Genomic DNA, 22128 nt, shown 5'->3' with positions numbered 1-22128 from the left:
AAACAACTATCATCAGATGTTTTCACTAAGCTGGCTCCGCTAAAATTGTCATCCCAGTACAAGGTAGCTTTATATCCTGGTTGAACGCGTAAAGAAGAAACATTGTCATTAGGTATCCCAAGTGCCGCTAATTGTGTCATCGTATAACTACCTTCAGAAAGACCTACTGCAGTGCCAGAAAAAGGGCAATCAAGATATAATCTAACAGGCGGATTATCAGGCGTTGAGTTTCCGTCAATTTTCCCTAACGTAATTTTGATGTTTGTTGGATTTGGGGTATGAATTGTTGCAGATTGATCGTAGACATCATCATAGGCAAAAGTGTACGTTTGACTTTCGAAGCTAATATCGGTTCGATGGAAAAATTTAGAATACCAATTGTAAGGCCAGGTTTGGTAATATTTAGAACTGTCTCCAAAATTTTGCAAAGCACCTGAAGGCATATTTAAGTCCACAGCATGTCTTGTGATTGCTGCTACCATTTGAGATTGCACTACTAAATCCCATCGATCTCCTGAAGCCATAACACCACTACCTTCCATTGCTTCAATTGTAGTTGGCTTACCAAAAATAGTTCCTATTTGTCCATCACTATCTCTCCTGAAAACAAAATTATTTCCTTGTACACTACCTCTCCAGATACCCGCATCTGATGTAAAGGCTAATTCCTGACTTGAGTATTTAGACCAGATATCATTGATATATCCATCCATAAAATTATTTGGAAACGATGCTACTTTTGTTGGGAAATGAATTGAACCTTCTGACTCATTCAGTAAACTTTGAAACTCTCCAGGAGCTGTACGTCGCCATTCATCTAAAATTTCATTATGATTCTTTAATTCTCCTACTTTTTTATAAAAACCATCGCCCCAAACTTCTAATCCCATAGGGTATTGATAAGCATCTACTCTAGAGGTGTTGCACCATAAACCAATGTCGTTAAAAGTAAGTTCGATCAATTCAAATTTGATTCCTTGATTGGGGTCTGTAGGGTTTTCCAAATTAGGGGCTGCATACCCACTCGGTGCTCCGGAATGCCCAAAAAAGTATAAATACAACTGACTTTTAAATGAAATCATTATACGGCACCCAGCTATTTTAGGAATCTGAACCGTTTTGTTTGGAATATCACTTAGTCTACGAAAACAGTCTGCATATTTTCCGTCGAGTCCTGGGCCTTGATTACCACCAATAACGGGTCCTTGTACTGTATTGATCGAAGGATCCATATTGTTTACCTGTCCACTTATGGGGTCTACCCACACATGACCATCGGTAATGCCAACTATAGCTATAAAAACTTCATCATCAGGATAATCTGAAGTATTTGATATTTCATAAGGTAAGGTCTGTGCTTTTACTGTAACACTAAAAAATAAGAGTAAAACTAGTAGTTTGAGAAAACTAGTGGTCTTTGAGTTCGTTTTTAAGAATACGTTTGTTTTCATGATTTAGATAATTTGTGTAATTAAGTTAGTTCGAAAAATTTCATATAATCCTTGTCCATATGTGTTTTGGCACATACAGCATCAATGTCTTTCACATTCAAATCGTTTTATTGAAACCCGATCTGATCGCGATATATTTTTCCCAAGTAGTCCACATAAATAGAAATACATTTATGTACTTCTATTCATCTATTTCCGAATTTGATATTAAAAATATCAACATCTTAAATCTGATTTCAGTTGTATAATGAATATATACGATGCTGAAATCAAGGGTAGAGCTGAATTTACTATTCCTAGCTATGAATGGTATTTACTTCCAGATTTTGATATAATCAATCTCAAATTTCTTTGGAAAGATTGTATCATCCACTTCTGGACCCCCAAAATTACCACCAATGGCAAGGTTCATAATTATATAAAATGGCTTATTAAAAGGCCAGGTTTTGTCATTTTTTATTTCTGGAGAAAATGTATAAACCAGTTTGTTATCGATATAAAATTCTATTTCGTCTTTAGTCCATTTTGATTTGTATACATGAAAACCCTCTTCTATCGTGTCATCAATAGTTTTCTGAGAGTTAGCAGTATTTCCGAAACTTTGTCTCGTATGTAAGGATGTATAGACAGTATGAGGTTCCTTCCCAACATATTCCATAATGTCTATTTCTCCACAATCCGGCCAACCTATTTTCCCTATATCAGCTCCTAGCATCCAGATGGCTGGCCATAATCCGTGACCTGTTGGTAATTTGGCACGTACTTCTATGGTACCATATTGAAACTCTTTTTTATCTTTTGTAGTAATCCTACCGGATTTATATATATCTCCTTTTTTGGTTGCTGTAATTATTAAATTACCTTTCTCAAGTTTTACATTTTCCCTCGTATAGATTTGCCTTTCATTATTACCCCAACCACACACATCAGGACAACCATCTCCCAATTGATAGTTCCAATATGATTCGTTTAGCTGAGTTCCATTAAAATTCTCTTCCCAAATCATAGAATCCGAATTCCGGCATGAGATGATGGTTAAAGAAAGAATGATATAGCTTAAGAAATTTTTCAATCTAATTTAGTTCAAAAGTTGATTTTATAGTTTTATCCGAGCTACCGCCTACAAAAACTTCAAACGTTCCCGGTTCAACAATCCACTGATTGTTATTATCATAAAACCCTAAAGTTTCTGTGTCTAATTCAAATTTTACGGTTTTAGTTTCTCCTGGTTTTAATGAGATCATTTCAAAACCTTTTAACTCTTTCACTGGTCTTGTAATGCTAGCGAAAAGATCTCTTATATATAGCTGAGTTACCTCTTTACCTTCATATTCTCCAGAATTAGTAACATCTATGGAAACATTTATTTTTGCATTACTAGTCGTTTGATTTTCCATGGTAACATTTAAATTACCATATTCAAAACTAGTATAACTCAATCCGTGACCAAAGGCATACAATGGAGAATTTTTTTGGTCAGAATAATGTGACCAAAAAACAAGGTTTGGAGCGGGCTCGGATGGTCTACCCGTATTTTTATAGTTATAATAAATAGGTACTTGACCCACACTTCTTGGAAATGACATTGGCAATTTTCCACTTGGATTATAATCCCCGTATAAAACCTGTGCAATTGCATGACCGCTTTGAGATCCTAATTGCCAAGCTTCAACTATTGCCGGAATATGTTTATCTGCCCAAGGGATTGTTAATGGTCTACCATTATTTAAGACCAACACAACATTTTTATTTGCTTCATATACTGTTTCTAAAAGGTCTTGCTGTACACCTGGCAAGTCAAGATCTGTTCTGCTTCGCCCTTCACCGCTTTGAAAACCTACTTCTCCTAAAACAATTATAACCACATCTGCCGCTTTAGCTACTTTTACAGCTTCTGCAAACTCACTCCTATTTGTGGTGTTAATTTTTGTTTCGGTTACGAATGTGGTGTTTCCTAACGACACATCTGCACCTTTGGCATATACTAACGAATTGCCTTTATACTGCTGCATTCCTTCTAAAACTGAAACAGCTGTATTATCATCCGCAGCGATTCTCCAACTTCCCAAAGGACTATTCTTATCACTAGCCAATGCACCAATTAGGGCTATTTTTTTTCCTTCTTTTTTAAGAGGAAGCAATTTTTTATCATTCTTGAGCAATACAATTGACTTTTTGGCCACGTCTAATACTGCTTCTTGATTTTGTTTACTGCCAATCACTGTCTTTTCTCGGTTCTCATCACAATATTTATAAGGATCTTCAAATAACCCAAGTTCATATTTTACTCTGAGAATTCTTCTGGCCGAATCGTCAATAAAACGCTCTTTAACTTTACCTTCTTTTACCAGATTAGCAAGGTGTTCTACATAAAGATATGATTCCATATCCATATCAGATCCACCTATAGCAGCTAATTCTGCTGCACCTTTTCCATCTTTTGCATAGCCGTGCGCTATCATTTCGGTAATAGAGCCCCAATCAGAAACTATAAAACCCTGGAAGTTCCAATCTCCTTTTAAAATATCTCTTTGTAACATTTTGTTTCCTGTGGCAGGAACTCCGTTTAGCTCATTAAAAGAATTCATAAAAGTTTTCACATTTGCTTTTACCGCAGCTCTGAAAGGAGGAAACACAATATTATTTAAGGTAGAAGTACCGATATCCACAGTGTTATAATCTCTACCAGATTCTGAAAAACCATAACCTGCAAAGTGTTTTGCACAAGCTGCTATTGTATGATTAGCAGATAAATCATTTCCTTGAAAGCCTTCTATTCTTGCCATACCAATTTTTGCTCCCAAAAAAGGATCTTCTCCTCCACCTTCCATCACTCTTCCCCATCTGGCATCTCTAGATATATCAATCATTGGTGCAAATGTCCAGTTAATTCCTGCAGCAGAAGCTTCAAGAGCCGCTACCTCAGCAGACTTTCTGATTGCATCCATATCCCAACTTGCTGATTCTGCAAGTGGAATCGGACTCATTGTTTTATAACCATGTATTACGTCAAATCCTATGATTAAAGGAATGCCTAATCTTGATTCTTCTACAGCAATTTTTTGTACTTTTTTCACATCTTCAACACCTCTAACATTAAGCATAGATCCAACCCAACCCTTTCGTAGGTGTTCATATTTTTTTGCTGCTGCACCTTCTTTAGGCTGAGGACCCGTAAGGTCCCAGAAACCATTATATTGATTCATCTGACCAATTTTTTCCTCTAAAGTCATTATAGAAAGTAAAGAGTCTATCTTTGATTCTACTGTTTGATTCAAACCTTTAGAAGTTTCTGCAATATTAGAATCCAAATCATTCATTTTTTCTGACGACGAATTGCAGCTGTTTAGAAATAGCCCGCATAGGAGTCCAATGATTACTACATTACTTTTTTTCATTATAAATAGATCTAAATATATTATTTACTGCAAAATTAATGTTTTTAGGAAGGCTATGTGGTCAATAACCTTCCTTTAAAAAACAATTTAAAACTAAGTGTATATCTACTGATAAACTCTTACATAATCTATTTCCATAGTCGAGTCTGCGAATGAAGGATCTATGGCTCCTCCTAGGGTACCTCCCATAGCTACGTTAAGAATTAAAAAGAAATCATTTTCATAGAAGGGAACATCACTACCATAGGAGTATGTGAGATGTGGAGTGCCATCAACTGCTAAAACAAGTTGATCAGACGACCATTCCACACTATACACGTGAAAAGCAGTTGTAGCATCCGAAAGTGTTGTACGGCCAACGATAGCATTACCTGCTGAGTTTCCTGGAAGATGAAGCGCACTGGAAACATCATTTATATTATTTCCTACGTGCTCCATAATATCAATTTCTCCACAATTAGGCCAACCTACGGTTTCAAAATTAGCACCTAGCAACCAGAGTGCTGGCCATGTGCCACCTCCATCTGGCAATTTAGCGCTGATTTCAACCCTACCATATGTAAACTCAAATAAGTCCTGAGACTTAATTCTTGCTGAGGTGTATCCTCCGTTTTCTGCTCTAGCTGTGATTTTCAATAAGCCATTCTCAACAATAACATTACTAGGGTCGTCAGTGTATGATTGTGCCTCTCCATTACCCCATCCATTATCTCCTGTTCCTAAATCATAGGTCCAATTTGCACTATTTGGGGCGCCATCTGTATCAAATTCATCGGACCAAACCAATGTATTAAAGTCGTTATCATTTCCTGTATTCTCGTCTTGTGAAGTAATTAAGAACCACCAGTCAAATTCGTTATTGCCGTCTGTGGAGCGTAATGTAAGATCATTAGTAGCTTGCTGAGGGTTATAACCAACCAATTCATAAGAATGATCACCTCCAATATAATATCCTATGAAACCGATTCCACTTAGATTTAGAGTAACTACACCTCCTGGAGCGGTAATTGACCACGTACCAGTGTAATCATCATAAGGATAGTTTTCTATATCAGCTCCATTCGCAGTTCCACTGCCCGTTCCTCCTAATTCATCAATTAAATTTTCTCTACCAAATACTGTTCCTGAAGGGTCTACCGTAGGGTCATCATTAGTGCTATCCGTTATATGTCTAAATGTACCATCTCCGTTAAAGATATATCTATCGTCATACATACCAACACCTGCTTTATCGTTTGCTGGAGCGGAGAAAAACTCTGCAAAATCTGTACCTCCTACTGGTCCAAGTCCAAAATGTGTAGAACTTTCATTTTTAATTCTCCACGATCCTGTAGTTAGCATGGTTATTAATTCTACTGGTGGTTCATATAAAACCAATACATCTACTTCTATAGAAGTACTGGATGATATGCCTCCCGCTCCTACTGCAATAACAGTCACTGTGTACGTACTTAACCCCGTAACTGAAAAATTATATGCTTGGGTTCCTGATGGAGATGCTGTTGCAGTTCCATTAAAAATGTAGTTAAATGAAATAGCGTCATCTGCAGTTGCACTGAAATTTACTGTACCGCTTCCATCTCCATTTGGGTTATTGGCATCTGCACCAACAATATCAATAGCTACTTGAATATTAGAAGGTGCTTTAATTTCTCCTACAGAGAGGTCGTCCTCTTGACAGCTTGTAAAAAAAGCAAGCGTAAGGACAAAACTTATTATATAATTTATTTTCTTCATAATGATTATTTTAAAAATGAAAACGTTACCGTTTTATATCTAATTAATGGATAAGGAAACGTTATCTAAATTGACAAGACCGATATCCGCACCTAAATCAAAAATTACTCTTGCATCAGGAGCACCAAAATCGCTGGCAGATAAAGTAAGCGTATACGTTGTTCTTGTTGTAGTAATATCTACAGTTTCAGTGCTACTTGACCAAGGATCTGCACTGAGACCGATTCCAGCAAGTATAGATCTATTTGTATCCGACCACGCATCAAATGTTAATCTGTACGTGTTACCTTGGATAATTTCAATCTTTTGACTGACATTAACATCAAAAGGATTACCTGCTGCAGTTACGTTGACTGAGTAATATGTATTACCTCCATTAGTTATTACTGGCGCTGAAGTATTATCATCAACTCCTACGATCCAGGAGTCGCTACCATTTTCAAAATCACCATTAGTCAACAAACCATCATCAAATGTTATGTCTCCTTTATAAAAATAAATGTTATCTATAAATACTGTTCCTGTTGCCGAAGGATCTCCTACAAATTTTAATTGATGTATATCTCCAACAGTAAGCCCCTGATCCGTATATGCTGATATAGGTATATCAATACTTGTCCACTCTCCTTCAGATAGGTTACTTACGACAGGTTGTTCGCCATTTGAAACACTAATCAAAGAAGTTTCTATTGTCGATATTCCACCAGCTGTCCAGACATCTAAGTGTATAAATTCCATTTCAGTTACATCAACAGGAGCGCCAATCTGAATTCCCTGATAACTTAAATTAATGTACTGTAACATAGCATCACCATTAAGATCAAAAGAGCTCCAGCTACTGCCCTGGCTACCTTGACCCCAATCCGGAAAGTAATCAGTTCCTGCTTCATCTGTATACGCAGCACTGAAAATAGAAATCACATCTTCGTCTGCTCTAGACGGGGGACTAGGAGCTGATACTAAAGGCTGTAAAATTTCTGTTACTAAAAAATCTTCAGAATATTCTATCGTAGCGATGGCTCCACCTTTTGCAACTACCCTAATTGTATACATTCCTGCTTCCTGATATAGGTAAGAAACGGTTTCACCAATATTTGCAGATACTGGAGTGTCATTTCCTGTTTCTCCAAAGTATACATCAAAAGACATAGCATTATCTGCAGTAGCTCTCACATTTACTTGTTTTGATACAGCCGCGTCATTCTCTATGGTAACTACTAAATTTTCAGGAGGGTTGAATGAAACAACTACTTCTTGTATTACCTCAGTCTTCAACCCTGTAATTCCATTACCGACTATTCTTAAACTGTAACTTCCTTCACTATATACGTGTGTTATGCTTTCGCCTAGTTCCACATTGTCAGGCTCCGCAGTATCATCTCCATAATATAGATCAAAGGATACAACACCTTCTCCGCTAGGAGTTATGGTTACTGATCCTGTATTATCCTGTGTTATGTTTAAAAGAGCAGATATGTTTGATGGAGCAACAATAGTATTTAGATAGTCTAGACTATCATCTTCAGCACAGCTCGAAACGAACAGTATTGATAGACATAAGCTGAATATATATTTTAAAAATTTCATCTTCTTCTAGTTTTTAGTTTTTTTTTAATACCCTGGGTTCTGTTCCCATCTATTTCCTGCCAACTGAATCTCAATCAGAGGTATTGGAAATACTTCGTGTTTTCCTGTAACGAAACCATCTATTTCTGTAGCAGCTCGACCTGTTCGTACCAAATCAAAGAATCGATGCCCTTCGCCAACCAACTCTACTCTTCGCTCCTGATAAATAGCATCTGTTAAAGTAGATCCTGAAGCTGTTACGTCTGGCAACTGAGCTCTGTTTCTTACTCTATTAAGATAAATTAAGGCTTGTCCATCATTACTTGGGGATTTTCTGTTATGTGCTTCTGCAGCCATTAGTAAAACATCTGCAAACCGAATAGCTCTGTAGTTATTAGGATTGGTAAGGTTTGCATCTCCTGTATTTAAATCTCCCTGACGTGCAATATATTTTCTATTATAATATCCAGTATGCTCAAAACCAGTAGAAAAGGTAGCTCCTTCTGACGCTGCCCAAGCCTCTATATCTAAAATAGCTACATCAAGTCTACTATCTCCTGCTTCGAATGCGTCTACAACTTCTTGTGTAGGTACATTAAAACTAAAACCGGATTCAAATAGCGGTCCCGCATAATTTCTTATTCCATTAAAACCAACAGCTACATTACCCTCACTACATTGCAAGCATCCAAACCCTGCGCCTTCTTCATCTGTATATTGTACTTCAAAAACAGATTCGATGTTATTTTCACCTTCTTGTTCAAATATTGAGTTGTAGTCGGTAACTAAATCATATGGTCCAGCAACGACAAGGTCTAATACATCTGCCGCCTCTGTAAATTTATCTTGAAATAAAAATACTTTACCCAATAAAGCTCTTGCTGCTCCTTGTGTTATTCGCCCAGTCTCTGCTTGAGTTGACGGCAAGTTATCTGCTGCAAATTGTAAATCTTCTTCAATTAAAGCATATACTTCTTCTTTTGATGACCTGTCGATACCCGTTTCTTCTCCAAATAGAATTCTTCTATCTATTGCCAACGGTACATCTCCAAACCATTTTACTAATTCAAAATAGTAGTAAGCTCTTAAAAATCGTGTCTGAGCAATTACCTCTTCTTTACCAGCAAAATCAGTTTTATCTTGAAACTCCATGATATAATTTGCACGATTAACACCTGCGTACATCCAACTCCATATATCTCTAAGCTGGGCATTGACTGGTGTGTGCATCATATCATCTATTTCTTGTATTCCCGGAGTATCCGTTGCACTTTCTCCACCAGCTAATGTATTATCAGACGCAATCTCTCCTAACATTACATTTAAATACGTTGATTGCAATAGATCATAAGCTCCTATCAATGCGTTTTGATAATCTTCTTCGCTATTAAAAAAGTCTTCTGAATTTTCATCCTCTGAAGCTACATCTACAAAATCGTCACTACAAGCAACAATCACAGTCAATAGCACAAAAAAGATTACTGTTGTTTTTATATTATATTTCACCTTTTTCATCTTGATTAAAATTTAAGATTAACACCTAATAAATATGTTCGTGGTACCGGATAGAAACCTTGATCGATACCTCCACCAATAGGGTCTCCGGATGATGCTGAAGGATCATACCCTTGATATTCTGTAAATGTGTATAGATTATTTATGGAAGCATAGATTCTAAATTTATCTATACCGATAGGCTCCATGAATGTATTTGATAACGTATATCCAAGTTGTACATTTTGGATTCTTAGAAATGATCCATCTTCAACATAAAAACTAGAAAATAGACTATTAGAATTTGCTGCCGTTGTTACTCTGGGAAAAGAATCAGTAGAGCCTTCGCCAGTCCAACGCCCAAGAAATCCATTTCTTCTATTTACCAAAGGTTGGTTACGTTCATAATTTCTTACGATATCATTACCAACCGATGCAAAAGCATACGTAGTAAAATCGAAGTTTTTATACTCGAATCCAATATTTAAACCCATCGTAGCATCCGGAATTGGATTTCCGATATCTGTTCTATCATCAGAATCAATTTCTCCATCTCCATTTATATCGATATACCTAAGATCTCCTGGAGCTGCATTAGCTTGGGTTGCATGTGCATCAACTTCAGCCTGATTCTGAAAAATACCATCAGTTTGTAATCCATAGAAATATCCAATTGGTTTACCAGCTTCCATTCTTGATGGAGGATCCTGACCTACGCCAAATGAACCACCTGGAATAAAACTATTTTCACTGTTTACAGATATTACCTCGTTATCGAGAGTAGTAAGATTAAAACTTATGTTGAATTTAAAATTCTCAGAAAATCGATCGTTATAACTAATTAAAAATTCATACCCCTTATTTTCTACTATACCTGCATTAACAACTGGTGGGGCCGAAGCTGGAGCTCCTACTCCAAGAATACCGGAAACCGGTGCCACTACTAATAAATCTTCAGTTCTTTTTTTGAAGTAATCAAAAGTGATATCGATTTTATTATTTATTAATTTCGTATCAAAACCAACATCCAGTGTCTTTTGCTGCTCCCACTGAATTTCTGGGTTTGACAATCGTCCAATAGCCTCACCACCTAACAGCAATTCATCATTAATTACATAAGCTCCTTCTCCATTTAGTAAAGAAACAAAACCATAATCTGGGATTCTATCATTACCAATCACACCATAACTAGCTCTAATTTTCAGAAAGCTTAACCAACGGCTATTACTTAAAAAAGACTCATCAGACACCACCCAACCAATAGAAGCTGCTGGAAAATATCCAAACTTATTTTTAGGTCCAAATCTCGTTGATCCATCTCTTCTCAAAGTCGCAGATAACAAATATTTTCCTTTATATCCGTACTGTAATCTTGTAAAATAGGATAGCAACCTAGCATCAAATGTATTTCCGCCATTAATAAAATTATCGACTACGTCTGACGCCTGCGAAATATTAGCATTAGCATACGAGTTATCTATGATATCAAATCCTGTAAAACCTGTTAATGTTCCTGTTGATTGGAATACTGACATCCCTAAAAGCACTTTTAGATCGTGATCATCTGCAAATACTTTTTCATATTTCAAGAAATTATCCCAAGTATAATCTCTAAAGAAATTCTTGGACTCTGTAACACTACTTCGATCAACATTAAATACTTTTCCTGATCCATAAAACACTACTGGAGAAAAACTTTTTCCATCTACTTCAGAATAGTTAAATTGATATCTAGATTCTACCGTAAAATTGTTCAAAAAATTATACCGCAGACCAAATGTGGCTCCAATCTTATTCACCTGAGTATCATTAAAAGTGTTTTCTAGTTGTGCAATGGGGTTTATTACTTCATTACCTAACCCTTCTGCCAAGGTAAAATCACCATTTTCATCTCTTATTGAAAACGTAGGCGCCATATTTAAGGCATTGAATAGCACAGAACCTAAGGTGTTTTCCAACACTGTGTTTCTATTTGTTTGTGTAAAAATACCTGTGGTTGTGAATTTAAGGTTCTTAGCAAAATCTAAGCTATAGTTTAATCTTCCTGTAAAACGTTCAAAATTCGCATCAGATCCACCAACAATACCATCTTGAGTTAAATAAGAAGCGCCAGCTGAATAAGCCGAATTTTGTCCTCCTCCAGTAACATTGAGATTAATATTGGAGATCGGTGCAGTTTTAAAAATTTCATCCTGCCAATCTGTACCTTCTCCTAATTCGGATAAATTTGAAAATGGAGGTGTACTTCCTCCTGCTGCAAAAGATTCGTTAATGATAATACCGTATTCTGTGGCATTAAGTACGGGTAATTTTCTTGTAGTTTCCTGAAAACCTGTATAAGAATCAAATTCGAATTTTAGATCCATATTCCTATAACCTGTTTTTGTAGTAATAAGAATCACACCATTTGCTGCCCTCACTCCATAAATACCTGCAGTAGCATCTTTAAGCACGTTGATACTCTCTATATCATTAGGGTTAATTACACTCAGATCCTCTATTACATTACCATCAACAAGAATTAGAGGTTGAGCTTGACCATTCGTGGATATTCCTCGTATAGAGATAGTAGCGTTGCTACCCGGTGCTCCTGATTGGGATGTTATATTAACACCCGCAACTTGTCCTTGTAATGCTTGTTCTATTCGAACCGGATTTAATTCTTCAATAGTTCCAGATCCCACTACAGAAACTGCCCCTGTGACCTCCTTTTTTCTTTGTGTTCCATAACCGATCACAACGACCTGTTCTAAGGACTCACTGTCTTCCTGCAGTGTAACATTAATAACACGACTTTGCCCAACCTTGATTTCCTGCGTCATAAAACCTACGTAGGAAAACAATAGGACACTACCAACGGATACATTATTTAATGCATAGTTTCCATCAAAATCTGTTATTGCTCCATTGGCGGTGTTTTGTACGAGAACATTAACTCCTGGAAGTGGCAATCCGCTCGCATCATTTACAGTTCCCCCGATCTGAATTTCTTGAGCATGAATAATCGTGGTTAAAAAAACGATTATTAAGAAATTTACAATTTTCATAAATGTTTTTGTTTGATTTACTCAAATCTAGTTACGAATATTAAGAAATCGTTAATATTGAACCACAACAAAAAACATACAGGATAAAGTTATAATTAAAAATTTACTATTTTTTTTTGACAAAATTCCAGTGAAAGCACTGAATCATAAGGATTTCCTATGCATTAAAAAAAACCAAATAAAAAAGTGATGTAGCCTAACTATAACGTTAGAGTATAGGTAATGTTGTGGTGTTTTATAGGAATGTTGTAGTGTTAGATTTCAAGAATATAATTTACTAAACTATCAGAATGCTCCAGTTCTAACTTTTTTCTTAACCTATAACGCTTTATTTCTACACTTCTAACCGATATATTTAGTAGAGGAGCAATTTCTTTGGATGACAAATTAAGTCTTAAATAGGTACAAAAACGCAGGTCATGAGGAGTTAAATTATCGTGCTTCTCTTTTAGTTTTTTCAGGAAATCTTTATCTACACTATTAAAAGCTTCTTCAAAATGTTTCCAGTCATCTTTATTATTTAAGTTTCTATCAATAATCCGTTCTACATTCTTTACGCCATCTCTTTCAAATTCAGATTTTTGAAGTTCTTTCTTAATAGTATTTAGAATTTCGTTCTTCTTAATTATATTCATTGTCGAGGAAGCCAGTTCACGATTTTTACTTTCGATGTCTTGCGTTAACTTTTCATTATTCAGCTTCATGATTTCTCTCTCACTCTCTAGCTGTCTGAGCTCGAGCTGTTTTTTATTTTCTTCTACTAATTTTTCTCTTTGCCTAGTATAATAACGTTTATACGCTCTATGCATTATCAAAAGTAACATCAACAGTGTTACTGAATAAGTTACAATTGCAATTGTAGAAAAGTACCAAGGCCTATCAATTACAAATTTATAAGACACAATATTCGTACTTAGAACATTACCTGTTTTCGCCCTTACTTTAAAAACATATTCCCCAAATGGTAAGTTTTCAAATTCTATATTTGTTTTAGTGTTCCAACTACTCCAGTTATCATAAAAGCCCTCGAGTTTATACTGAAACCTAGAAATAAGGTATTTATCATATTCTGGAATTGTATAAACAAAAGAAATAGTGTTTAAATCAGAGCTGAAAACGGGAGGCGTATCAGTAAACTCTACCGCTTTAAATTCTGTGGATTTTTGCTTTGTTGAGACTTTTTCAAGAATAATATCATGTTCATCAGCCTGCACCATAGATAAATCTATGATCATATATCCATACGCAGTTCCTATTAAATACTTCTTTTCTTTTAAATGAAGTATATTTTCAAACCCAATCATTTCTTTTCTCAACAAATAAGGAATGGGAATTTTGGTTACATCTATATTATCTGAAAATTGACTCTGAGAAATATAATACAATTCATCTTCTGCAAAACTCCAAAGTCCATCTTTATTATCTTTTACAAGCTTCCCAACACTTTTTATTTTGGCTTTAAAAGTTTGACTTATTAAGTTATTTTCTTCAAATATATTTTTTTCCTTATTGTAAGAGAACACTCCTTGTTGGTGTGCATAAAAAATAGTATTCTTATATTTTACAATACTTGAATTTTTACCTTTGGGTGTTACTGTATCTTTTTCGACCTCTAATATCTTAGAAAAATTTTCATCCAGAGTAAGCTTGAAAACTCCTTTATATTCGTGATTGATCCATAATTTATTTCCATTTATTTCCAAGAACCTCACAGAATAATCAAATCCATCTATTTTTTGTTTTAATTGCCACTGCCCCTCTTTTTTTTCCAAGATGCTAATTCCGCTGTAATGCCCTTGCATCAGCCAATTAGGATGATCCTTAATCGTTCGAAAAATCCAAGTACCACCAATCCAACTTATTAGTTTGGACTTACTTTTTTCTATTAAAAAGGTTCCAGAGTTATGTCCACAAAACAATTTATTATCATAGCTAAAAAGATTCCAAACCTGTCCATTAGTTCCTTCTACAAACTTAAATTGATCGTCTATCCCTATTTTCTTATAAAACAACCCTTGATTAGTTCCAAGATATAAGAACCCATCAAAAACTATGGTCGTATACACTGTTCCGATCGTGCCTTTATCATCATTAAAACTTTGTATTGCTGATTTTATATTTATACAGTTAAGACCATTATCTAAGGCTAGCCAAATATTACCGTCTACATCTTCAAAAGAGGATAAAACAGTATTATTATTTAACCCTCTATTTTGATCAATTTGATATATAATTTCTCCTTTAGAAGAAAGATGGATAAACCCATTAGAGATAGTTCCCAAAACAAAACTACCGTCCTGTAGCACTGTACTATCATAAATTGTAATACTTTTTAAAATTCCATCTGAAGGTGTATTCCGTTTATTAACTTCTCCATCAGAAAGTTCAAAAAAACCTTTTGTACTTGTAAGTATCAACAACCCTCTTGAGGATTTTGTAATATTGACTACTTTTTCATGTACAACTTCTGATGTCTTTAACACTAAGGCAGGAGCTCCTTTTTCTATTTTATAGATTCCATTGTGTAAATCCTGATAATATATGATTCCATTAACATTAAAAATATTGGTAATGGTTAATTTGGATTCTATAATAGAAAAACTTTCATCGGTAACATTATAAAGGTAAATTCTGTTTAAAGACTGGAACAATACCCAATCATCTTGATTGAGGATATGCCAGAACTGCTCATCTTCTATAAGTCGCTCCCGTATAGAATCACTTAAAGAAGTATATTCAAGTTTTCCGAAGCTATTTTTTTTCCAATAACCAAAGTTCATATAGAACCCCGTATAAATACGTTCGCCAACAACCTTTACGGATCTTATAACGGTTTCATTTGGTGTTGGATACAGTTCCCAATTTGCCCCATTAAACTCTAACAATCCTTTATTATTTGCTACATAAATGTATTTATTATCAGCCTGTGAGACGGACCAGTTTTGAGTTTCTCCGCCATAAACATCAGGCAAATAGGTTTCTATCGGCGGTAACTCCTGAGCAGAAGTTATCGACGGGAAAAGGAGGTATAAAAATAAAAATGCCTTTTTAATATGGTCCAATTATTTAAAATAAATATAAGTAGAAATTACGATTAAGCATACTATTGCTCCGACAACCTTTGTGTATTTCCAAGGGGTAATATCAACTTCTTTTGTATAATGCTGCTGGTATGGCTCTTCTCTTGGATACAGTTTCCCTATAATTAACATAATAATAATATTAACCACAAAAAGAATTGCCATTACGTGTAAAAAGTGAGGATATGCGGAGGTCTCTATTCTTTCTAACTCCATAAGATTGGTAATACCGTTTGCTTTGGCTGTTTCAACTGCATTCCCCTGAAGAATAGGTTTTACAATAAATTGGCTTAAAATATATAAAACAGATCCAGATATGATTCCTATTTTACCAGCTATGGCCGGCACTCTTTTAGTCAGGTATCCGACTACAATTATTGTCAAAATAGGAATACTATATATTCCATTTACCTCCTGTAAGTAATCAAAAAGACTTCCTGCATTTGCGATAAACGGAGCTACAGCCATAGCTAATATGGCTAATAATACTCCAAAACTTTTTCCGGCTTTTACTACTTGTTTTTCGCTTGCTTCTTTATTTATATACTGTTTATAAATATCGAGACCAAATAAGGTTACAGAACTATTCAAAGCGCTATTAAACGAACTTAAAATTGCTCCGAACAATACTGCAGCAAAAAAACCAACCAAAGATACTGGTAAAACTCTACTAACCAAAGTTGGATATGCTTCATCCGCTACTTCCAATTCTCCATTAAACAGATGAAAAGCAATGATCCCTGGTAACACAACAATGATAGGTCCTAGTATCTTTAAAAAAGACCCTAGCAACAATCCTTTCTGACCTTCTTTGAGATTTTTAGCCCCCAAAGCTCTTTGGATAATCGCCTGATTAGTTCCCCAATAAAAAAGCTGTACCAGCATCATTCCTGTAAATATCGTTGCAAAAGGAATCGAAGAATTAGTATCTCCAACTACTTTGAATTTTTCTGGATTTGTGGTCATTAATGTGTTGATTCCTTCAGAAATGTTTCCATCTCCTATTTCCAATAGACCAAAAACCGGAATCATAATCCCTCCGATTAATAATCCAACAGCATTAATAGTATCTGATACGGCCACTGCTTTTAACCCTCCAAAGATTGCGTAAATAGATCCGATAACACCTATTCCTATAACACATATCCAAATAGAAGCGTCTTTGCTGACTCCCAACAACTCAGGAACATCAAACATAGTACTAATCGCTAAAGATCCGGAATACAAAACTATAGGTAAAAACACCACAACATAACCTGTCAAAAATAGACCAGATGTAATAGCTTTTGTTGTAGTATCATAACGTCTTTCTAAAAATTGAGGTACTGTAGTAATTCCTCCTTTGAGATATCTCGGCAACAAGAAAATCGCCGTAATCACCATTGCAATAGCGGCCAGGGTCTCCCAGGCCATTACCAATATCCCTTCGGAGTATGAAGAACCATTAAGTCCTACAATCTGTTCTGTTGATAAATTTGTAAGTAATAAAGAACCTGCAATTACTACAGCAGTCAGACTACGTCCGCCTAGAAAATAACCATCGGATGAAGTTTCATCTGTTTTTCTTGTGGCTATATATGATATGATTGCAACTAACAGCGTGAATCCTACAAAAGAAATAATACCCATATTTAAATTTTAATGATTTGTTAAAAGTCATAAAAATATCAGATATTATTCAATACTGTTAAGAATAATGCCAAAAAATTTAGGGCTGTATAGTTTTTGTATAGTTGTTTTTAAGAATAAAGCAATGACAAACAATTATTTATAAAATATCACTTCTTATAATGTACAGTATACCTCCAATAGGAAAAAGCACCTAAAACTGCCCAGATAAAGAAACTATAATATACAGCAGAAGGAGTCACTACCTGATCACCACTAGCATAAGAATGTAATCCTTTTAGATAAAAATTCACTCCAAAATATGTCATTAATATAGATCCAACAGCTAATACGGACATTAGATTAAAAAACCATCGTCCACGTAGACCAGGAACCAAACGCATATGTATTACAAAAGCATAAACCATTATACTAACCAATGCCCAGGTTTCTTTTGGATCCCATCCCCAATAACGACCCCAACTTTCATTGGCCCACATACCTCCCAAGAAGTTACCAATGGTGAGCATCACAAGACCGATTGTTAATGCCATTTCGTTAATAATGGTGATTTCTTTGATGTTAATATCCATTCGCTTTTTATTCGATTTTGTAGTTAATATCATTAACACTAATGAAAGAACTCCTAAGATTGCTCCTACGAAGAAAGGACCATAACTTGCTACAATAATAGAAACATGAATTAATACCCAATATGAATCCAATACAGGTTGTAGATTTGCTATGGCAGGATCTGTCCAATTTTCATGAGCAAAAAACAAAATAATAGCAGCTACAAAAGCTGTTGCTGCAACGGTAAGGTTACTCTTTTTACCAAAAGCTAACCCTAATGCTACAGTAGCCCAAGCAACATAAATCATAGATTCATACGCATCACTCCAAGGCGCATGTCCAGAAACATACCATCTAATAATCAATCCGGAAGTGTGTATCATAAAAATCAATACTGTCATCCCCATAAAGATTTGTATTAAAACCTTAACAAGCTTATTCTTATGATAAAATATTCCCAAAATGATAATCAAAATAAACAATACACTGGTAACACCATAATACCTGTAAAGCGTTCTAAATATATCATATTTATTTAGTGCTATTTCGGCTTTTATTTTATCGTCAGCTGGCATGACTTCACTTCCAAACTTTACCTGAAAAGATTTGATACTCTCTATATATTGATCAGGTTTACTATAATCGCCTGTTTTCCGAGCTTCTTGTAAAGACTGTATATAAATTGGAATGATTTGTCTGGTATAAACGGAATCCATTCCTGTAAACTTATGCTCATTGAGTTGTGGTGTAGAGACCCATTTATTACCTTCATCACCTGGGACCGGAAAAATTCTAAGGATTCCTCCACCTAAAGCCTGATTTAATAAATAAAACTTTTCGTGTGTTTTCAGAAAATCTTTCTCAAAACTACTGGGAGTATTTGTCTTACTCGCCTTTTCTAAATATGGATCCAGTTTATAAGAACCATCTTGCTCTACTAAATCTATTAGCGAAACTCTCCTTTCGGATTTTGAAACTCCTAATATCTTTCGGATACTATCATTTTCTCTTTGTATTTCTATAATAGGAACGCTATACCATATAAAAGGGTTTTCTACCATCGAAACAAATACCTGATCAGCAGTTAATCCTTCATAGGTATCTTTTTTGCTTAGTTTTCGAAGCAGTTCTGAAGAAAAGGTATTAACGGGTTTCATTCTTCCACGTTCATCCTGAATCACAATACTACCAAATTTTGCAGCGTGCTCTTTACTAACCGCATTGGCCATTATAATAGAATCCAGCTTTGCTTTGCTTGGCAAGGTTTGTAGATGATTTACGTGATTGGTTTGTTCTTGTGAATAAGAAAATGTAGAAACAAATAAAATTAACAATATAGTTAATGCCTTCTTCTTTTTCTTCACTTTATTTAGCATTTGTTCCAAATTCTTAAACCTAGATCCTCCTGTAAATAAAATCAACATTAATCCAAGATATAGCAACATATATCCCGAATAGGTAACTTTGGTACCCCAATAGTCATGATTAACTGACAGTATAGTGGTTTTTTCATCAGGTTCGAAGGATGCCTGAAAAAAACGATATCCTTTATGATCCAGTACATGGTTCATATAGATATCATATGGCTGGGGCGCAGAACCATCTTCAATGATTTCTACCTTACTCATAAAAGATTTATACACTTTTTCTGTTCCTGGTTGTTTTTCTGCAATAAAATCATTCAATTTTAGCTCAAAAGGAAGTTCTAATCGCTTTGATCCATAACTGAAGTACATATCCAGACCACCCAAAGAAACTTTTTGCATATCATTGGCATATCCTTTTCCTCCCAGTAGTTTTACTTCATTAGTTTCTCCGTTTGTAGTTACATCAACAATAAGTGCATCTTGCTGACCCTTATCTTTGATCTCAATAGGGATAACATCATACCTCCCGGTAATTATGGGTTCCGGAATTACAAATTGCATGCCAGCAGTTTGGTATAAGGATCGTAACATTAATGGCTGTACACTATCTTTAATTACTAAGCCTTGTTTTCGATCGGCCATTCGCATGTAAGAACCATCAAAAGGCGATTCTATGTAATACTCATCATTTTCATAAGTGATATTAATAGCCCCCTTTGTAGGCGTATTAAATGCGACCAAAATATTATGAATATTGGATATTTCTCCTTCTTTTAAATAATGATCGTGTCTATTTCCGTCTCCTGCTTCAACTATTTTTAGGTAATTCTCACCATTTTCGGATTCCACTAGTCCCATTTCTGCACCGGTGATATAATCCTTATATTGTATGGTAACTGGTTGTTTGTTATAATCCGTATTTATTGTGAAATTATTATTTGTCGCCTCTGTTAATTCTAATTCTTCAGAAATAATACGTCTACGGGGTTCACCGTCAATTTCACCATCAAGAAAAACGGTTAAATAGGTACGTTCTGATAAAAACTCAGCAGTAGTTTCTCCTTCTCTAATAGGCATCACTCCTTCGTAACTAATATATCGTGTAATAAAAGCCCCTAAAAGGATAAGAATAAAAGATAGGTGCATCAATAATGTTGCCCACTTTTCTTTTTTATACAATCTATATCGTACAATATTTCCGCAGAAATTGATAACAAAAAAAAACATAATAGCCTCGAACCACCAGGCATTGTATATCCAAATTCTAGCTGCAGTAGTTCCATAACCATCTTCTAAAAAAGTACCTACTGCCATTGAGACGGCAAAGATTATAAACAACATTGCCATTAATCTGGTAGAAAATAAAATACTCGCCAATTTCTTTTGCATTGTAATTTTTTTAGCTCGGCAAATTTAGTGTTTTTAAGAGGATAATTAGGTATTCTAAGAATCCTATTTATCGGTTTTAACAGAACTATAAAACTTGTCTAATTTTTAAAGTATCTTCCTTATTTTAGCCAAATGAATTCGATCGTTATTCTTGGTTCCGGAAATGTTGCTCATCATTTATATGCCGCTTTTTTAAACCATAAATCGGCAGAAGTAATTCAATGTTATAACCGAAAAGGTATCAAATTACATAAAGATCAGAAAGCTGAGGCTATCACCGCTAACTTAGACAAACTAAAAGCAGCAGATGTATACATCTTGGCAATCAGTGATGATGCTATAAATGAGGTTACCAATGTATTACCTTTTGAGAACAAATTAGTAGTACATACTTCAGGTAGTGTTCCTATGAAATCTATAAACCATCGTCATCACCGTGGGGTTTTCTATCCCTTGCAGACATTTAGTGCTGCCAAGAAAGTTGATTTTGGTAACATTCCTTTTTGTATAGAAGCAGAACGGGAGAAAGATGTGAATTTCCTGAAAAAACTGGCTTCTACACTCTCTCAAAAAGTGTACGAAGTTTCTTCAGACCAACGAAATGCATTACACGTAGCAGCCGTATTTGTAAACAATTTCACAAATCATATGTTTTCTGTTGGAAATGATATTTGTGCCGAAAACAATGTACCATTCCAAATTTTACACCCATTAATAGAAGAAACCGCGAAAAAAATTCAAGAAATAGCTCCGGATGAAGCCCAAACCGGACCTGCCATTCGTAATGACTTTAAAAGTATCGAAAGGCACTTGAAAATTTTAACCGACGATCGACAAAAACAACTATATCAATCACTTACTAAAGCAATACAATCTAAATATGGAAAAGAGTTATAAAGAATATTTACAACATATTACTACGTTAATATTTGATGTAGATGGTGTTCTTACTGACGGAACTGTAATCATTAATACGGATGGAGAGTTACTGAGAACTATGAATATAAAAGATGGATATGCCTTAAAAACTGCTGTACAGCAAGGATTTAATGTGTGTATTATATCTGGAGGAAAAAATGAAGGAGTTAGAAAACGATTAGAGGGGTTAGAAATTAAAGATGTGTATTTGGGCGCACACCATAAAGCAGATCGGTTGCATGAATATATGAATACTAATGGTATTAAAATTGAGAATGTCCTCTATATGGGAGATGATATCCCCGATTTACCAGTTATGAAAATGGTGGGATTGCCTACCTGCCCACAAGATGCCGTTGCAGAAGTAAAAGAAGTATCCAAATATGTTTCCTTTAAAAAAGGCGGCAAAGGATGTGTACGAGATGTGATAGAACAAGTGCTAAAAGTACAAGGAAAGTGGATCAAAAATTATGATGCTAAAGCTTAGTGTTCTATTTTAA

At 35.1% G+C, this 22128-nt stretch carries 12 protein-coding genes; 2 read left to right on the top strand and 10 right to left on the bottom strand.

The window, feature by feature from the left end; genetic code table 11:
- From ACWGOQ_RS19835 to ACWGOQ_RS19790, 10 genes are all read right to left on the bottom strand, one after another.
- Positions 1-1451, bottom strand: a 1451-nt coding sequence (locus ACWGOQ_RS19835) for a glycoside hydrolase family 64 protein (RefSeq protein ID WP_458202850.1), incomplete at its 3' end; no start/stop codon positions are given.
- Between the two features lie 313 nt (positions 1452-1764).
- Entirely contained in the window at positions 1765-2523 is a 759-nt protein-coding gene (locus ACWGOQ_RS19830; RefSeq protein WP_452060273.1) for a glycoside hydrolase family 16 protein, read from the bottom strand.
- A gap of 1 nt (position 2524) precedes the next feature.
- Complete coding sequence (gene bglX, locus ACWGOQ_RS19825; protein ID WP_452060272.1) at positions 2525-4849, bottom strand: beta-glucosidase BglX; 2325 nt, start codon at positions 4847-4849, stop codon at positions 2525-2527.
- A 105-nt stretch (positions 4850-4954) separates the two neighbouring features.
- Positions 4955-6586, bottom strand: a complete 1632-nt coding sequence (locus tag ACWGOQ_RS19820; RefSeq protein WP_452060271.1) for a glycoside hydrolase family 16 protein — start codon at positions 6584-6586, stop codon at positions 4955-4957.
- A 39-nt stretch (positions 6587-6625) separates the two neighbouring features.
- Positions 6626-8173 carry a carbohydrate binding domain-containing protein gene (locus tag ACWGOQ_RS19815; RefSeq protein WP_452060270.1) on the bottom strand — a complete coding sequence of 516 codons (1548 nt, stop codon included), beginning with the start codon at positions 8171-8173 and terminating at the stop codon, positions 6626-6628.
- A 24-nt stretch (positions 8174-8197) separates the two neighbouring features.
- The gene (locus ACWGOQ_RS19810) at positions 8198-9667 is read right to left on the bottom strand and encodes a RagB/SusD family nutrient uptake outer membrane protein (protein ID WP_452060269.1); all 1470 of its coding nucleotides are present in this window, start codon (positions 9665-9667) and stop codon (positions 8198-8200) included.
- 5 nt (positions 9668-9672) lie between these two features.
- On the bottom strand, positions 9673-12693 hold the full coding sequence (locus tag ACWGOQ_RS19805; protein ID WP_452060268.1) for a SusC/RagA family TonB-linked outer membrane protein: 3021 nt from the start codon (positions 12691-12693) through the stop codon (positions 9673-9675).
- 254 nt (positions 12694-12947) lie between these two features.
- Positions 12948-15755: a helix-turn-helix and ligand-binding sensor domain-containing protein gene (locus ACWGOQ_RS19800; RefSeq protein ID WP_452060267.1), complete on the bottom strand. Its 2808-nt coding sequence runs from the start codon at positions 15753-15755 to the stop codon at positions 12948-12950.
- Positions 15756-17402, bottom strand: a complete 1647-nt coding sequence (locus ACWGOQ_RS19795; protein ID WP_452060266.1) for a solute:sodium symporter family transporter — start codon at positions 17400-17402, stop codon at positions 15756-15758. It abuts the gene before it with no gap.
- A gap of 149 nt (positions 17403-17551) precedes the next feature.
- Positions 17552-20710, bottom strand: coding sequence for a cytochrome c biogenesis protein (locus tag ACWGOQ_RS19790; RefSeq protein ID WP_452060265.1), 3159 nt, complete (start codon positions 20708-20710; stop codon positions 17552-17554).
- A 132-nt stretch (positions 20711-20842) separates the two neighbouring features.
- Here ACWGOQ_RS19790 and ACWGOQ_RS19785 point away from each other — a divergent pair, with 132 nt between their 5' ends.
- Positions 20843-21607 (top strand): Rossmann-like and DUF2520 domain-containing protein, encoded by a 765-nt coding sequence (locus ACWGOQ_RS19785; RefSeq protein ID WP_452060264.1) that lies wholly within the window; start codon positions 20843-20845, stop codon positions 21605-21607.
- Positions 21591-22115, top strand: coding sequence for a KdsC family phosphatase (locus ACWGOQ_RS19780; RefSeq protein ID WP_452060263.1), 525 nt, complete (start codon positions 21591-21593; stop codon positions 22113-22115). The genes ACWGOQ_RS19785 and ACWGOQ_RS19780 overlap by 17 nt, the downstream gene beginning before the upstream one ends.
- The last annotated feature ends 13 nt before the right edge of the window (positions 22116-22128 follow it).

Source organism: Aquimarina ulvae, assembly GCF_053613295.3.
The sequence above is the reverse complement of the archived record's forward strand: the minus strand, read 5'-3'. Positions and strand labels throughout refer to the sequence as shown.

What these genes read in the sequence shown, in the direction of transcription:
- bglX (WP_452060272.1), bottom strand. Translation starts at nt 4,849, where the DNA reads ATGAAAAAAAGTAATGTAGTAATCATTGGACTCCTATGCGGGCTATTT.
- ACWGOQ_RS19790 (WP_452060265.1), bottom strand. Translation starts at nt 20,710, where the DNA reads ATGCAAAAGAAATTGGCGAGTATTTTATTTTCTACCAGATTAATGGCA.
- ACWGOQ_RS19795 (WP_452060266.1), bottom strand. Translation starts at nt 17,402, where the DNA reads ATGGGTATTATTTCTTTTGTAGGATTCACGCTGTTAGTTGCAATCATA.
- ACWGOQ_RS19805 (WP_452060268.1), bottom strand. Translation starts at nt 12,693, where the DNA reads ATGAAAATTGTAAATTTCTTAATAATCGTTTTTTTAACCACGATTATT.
- ACWGOQ_RS19815 (WP_452060270.1), bottom strand. Translation starts at nt 8,173, where the DNA reads ATGAAATTTTTAAAATATATATTCAGCTTATGTCTATCAATACTGTTC.
- ACWGOQ_RS19780 (WP_452060263.1), top strand. Translation starts at nt 21,591, where the DNA reads ATGGAAAAGAGTTATAAAGAATATTTACAACATATTACTACGTTAATA.
- ACWGOQ_RS19810 (WP_452060269.1), bottom strand. Translation starts at nt 9,667, where the DNA reads ATGAAAAAGGTGAAATATAATATAAAAACAACAGTAATCTTTTTTGTG.
- ACWGOQ_RS19820 (WP_452060271.1), bottom strand. Translation starts at nt 6,586, where the DNA reads ATGAAGAAAATAAATTATATAATAAGTTTTGTCCTTACGCTTGCTTTT.
- ACWGOQ_RS19785 (WP_452060264.1), top strand. Translation starts at nt 20,843, where the DNA reads ATGAATTCGATCGTTATTCTTGGTTCCGGAAATGTTGCTCATCATTTA.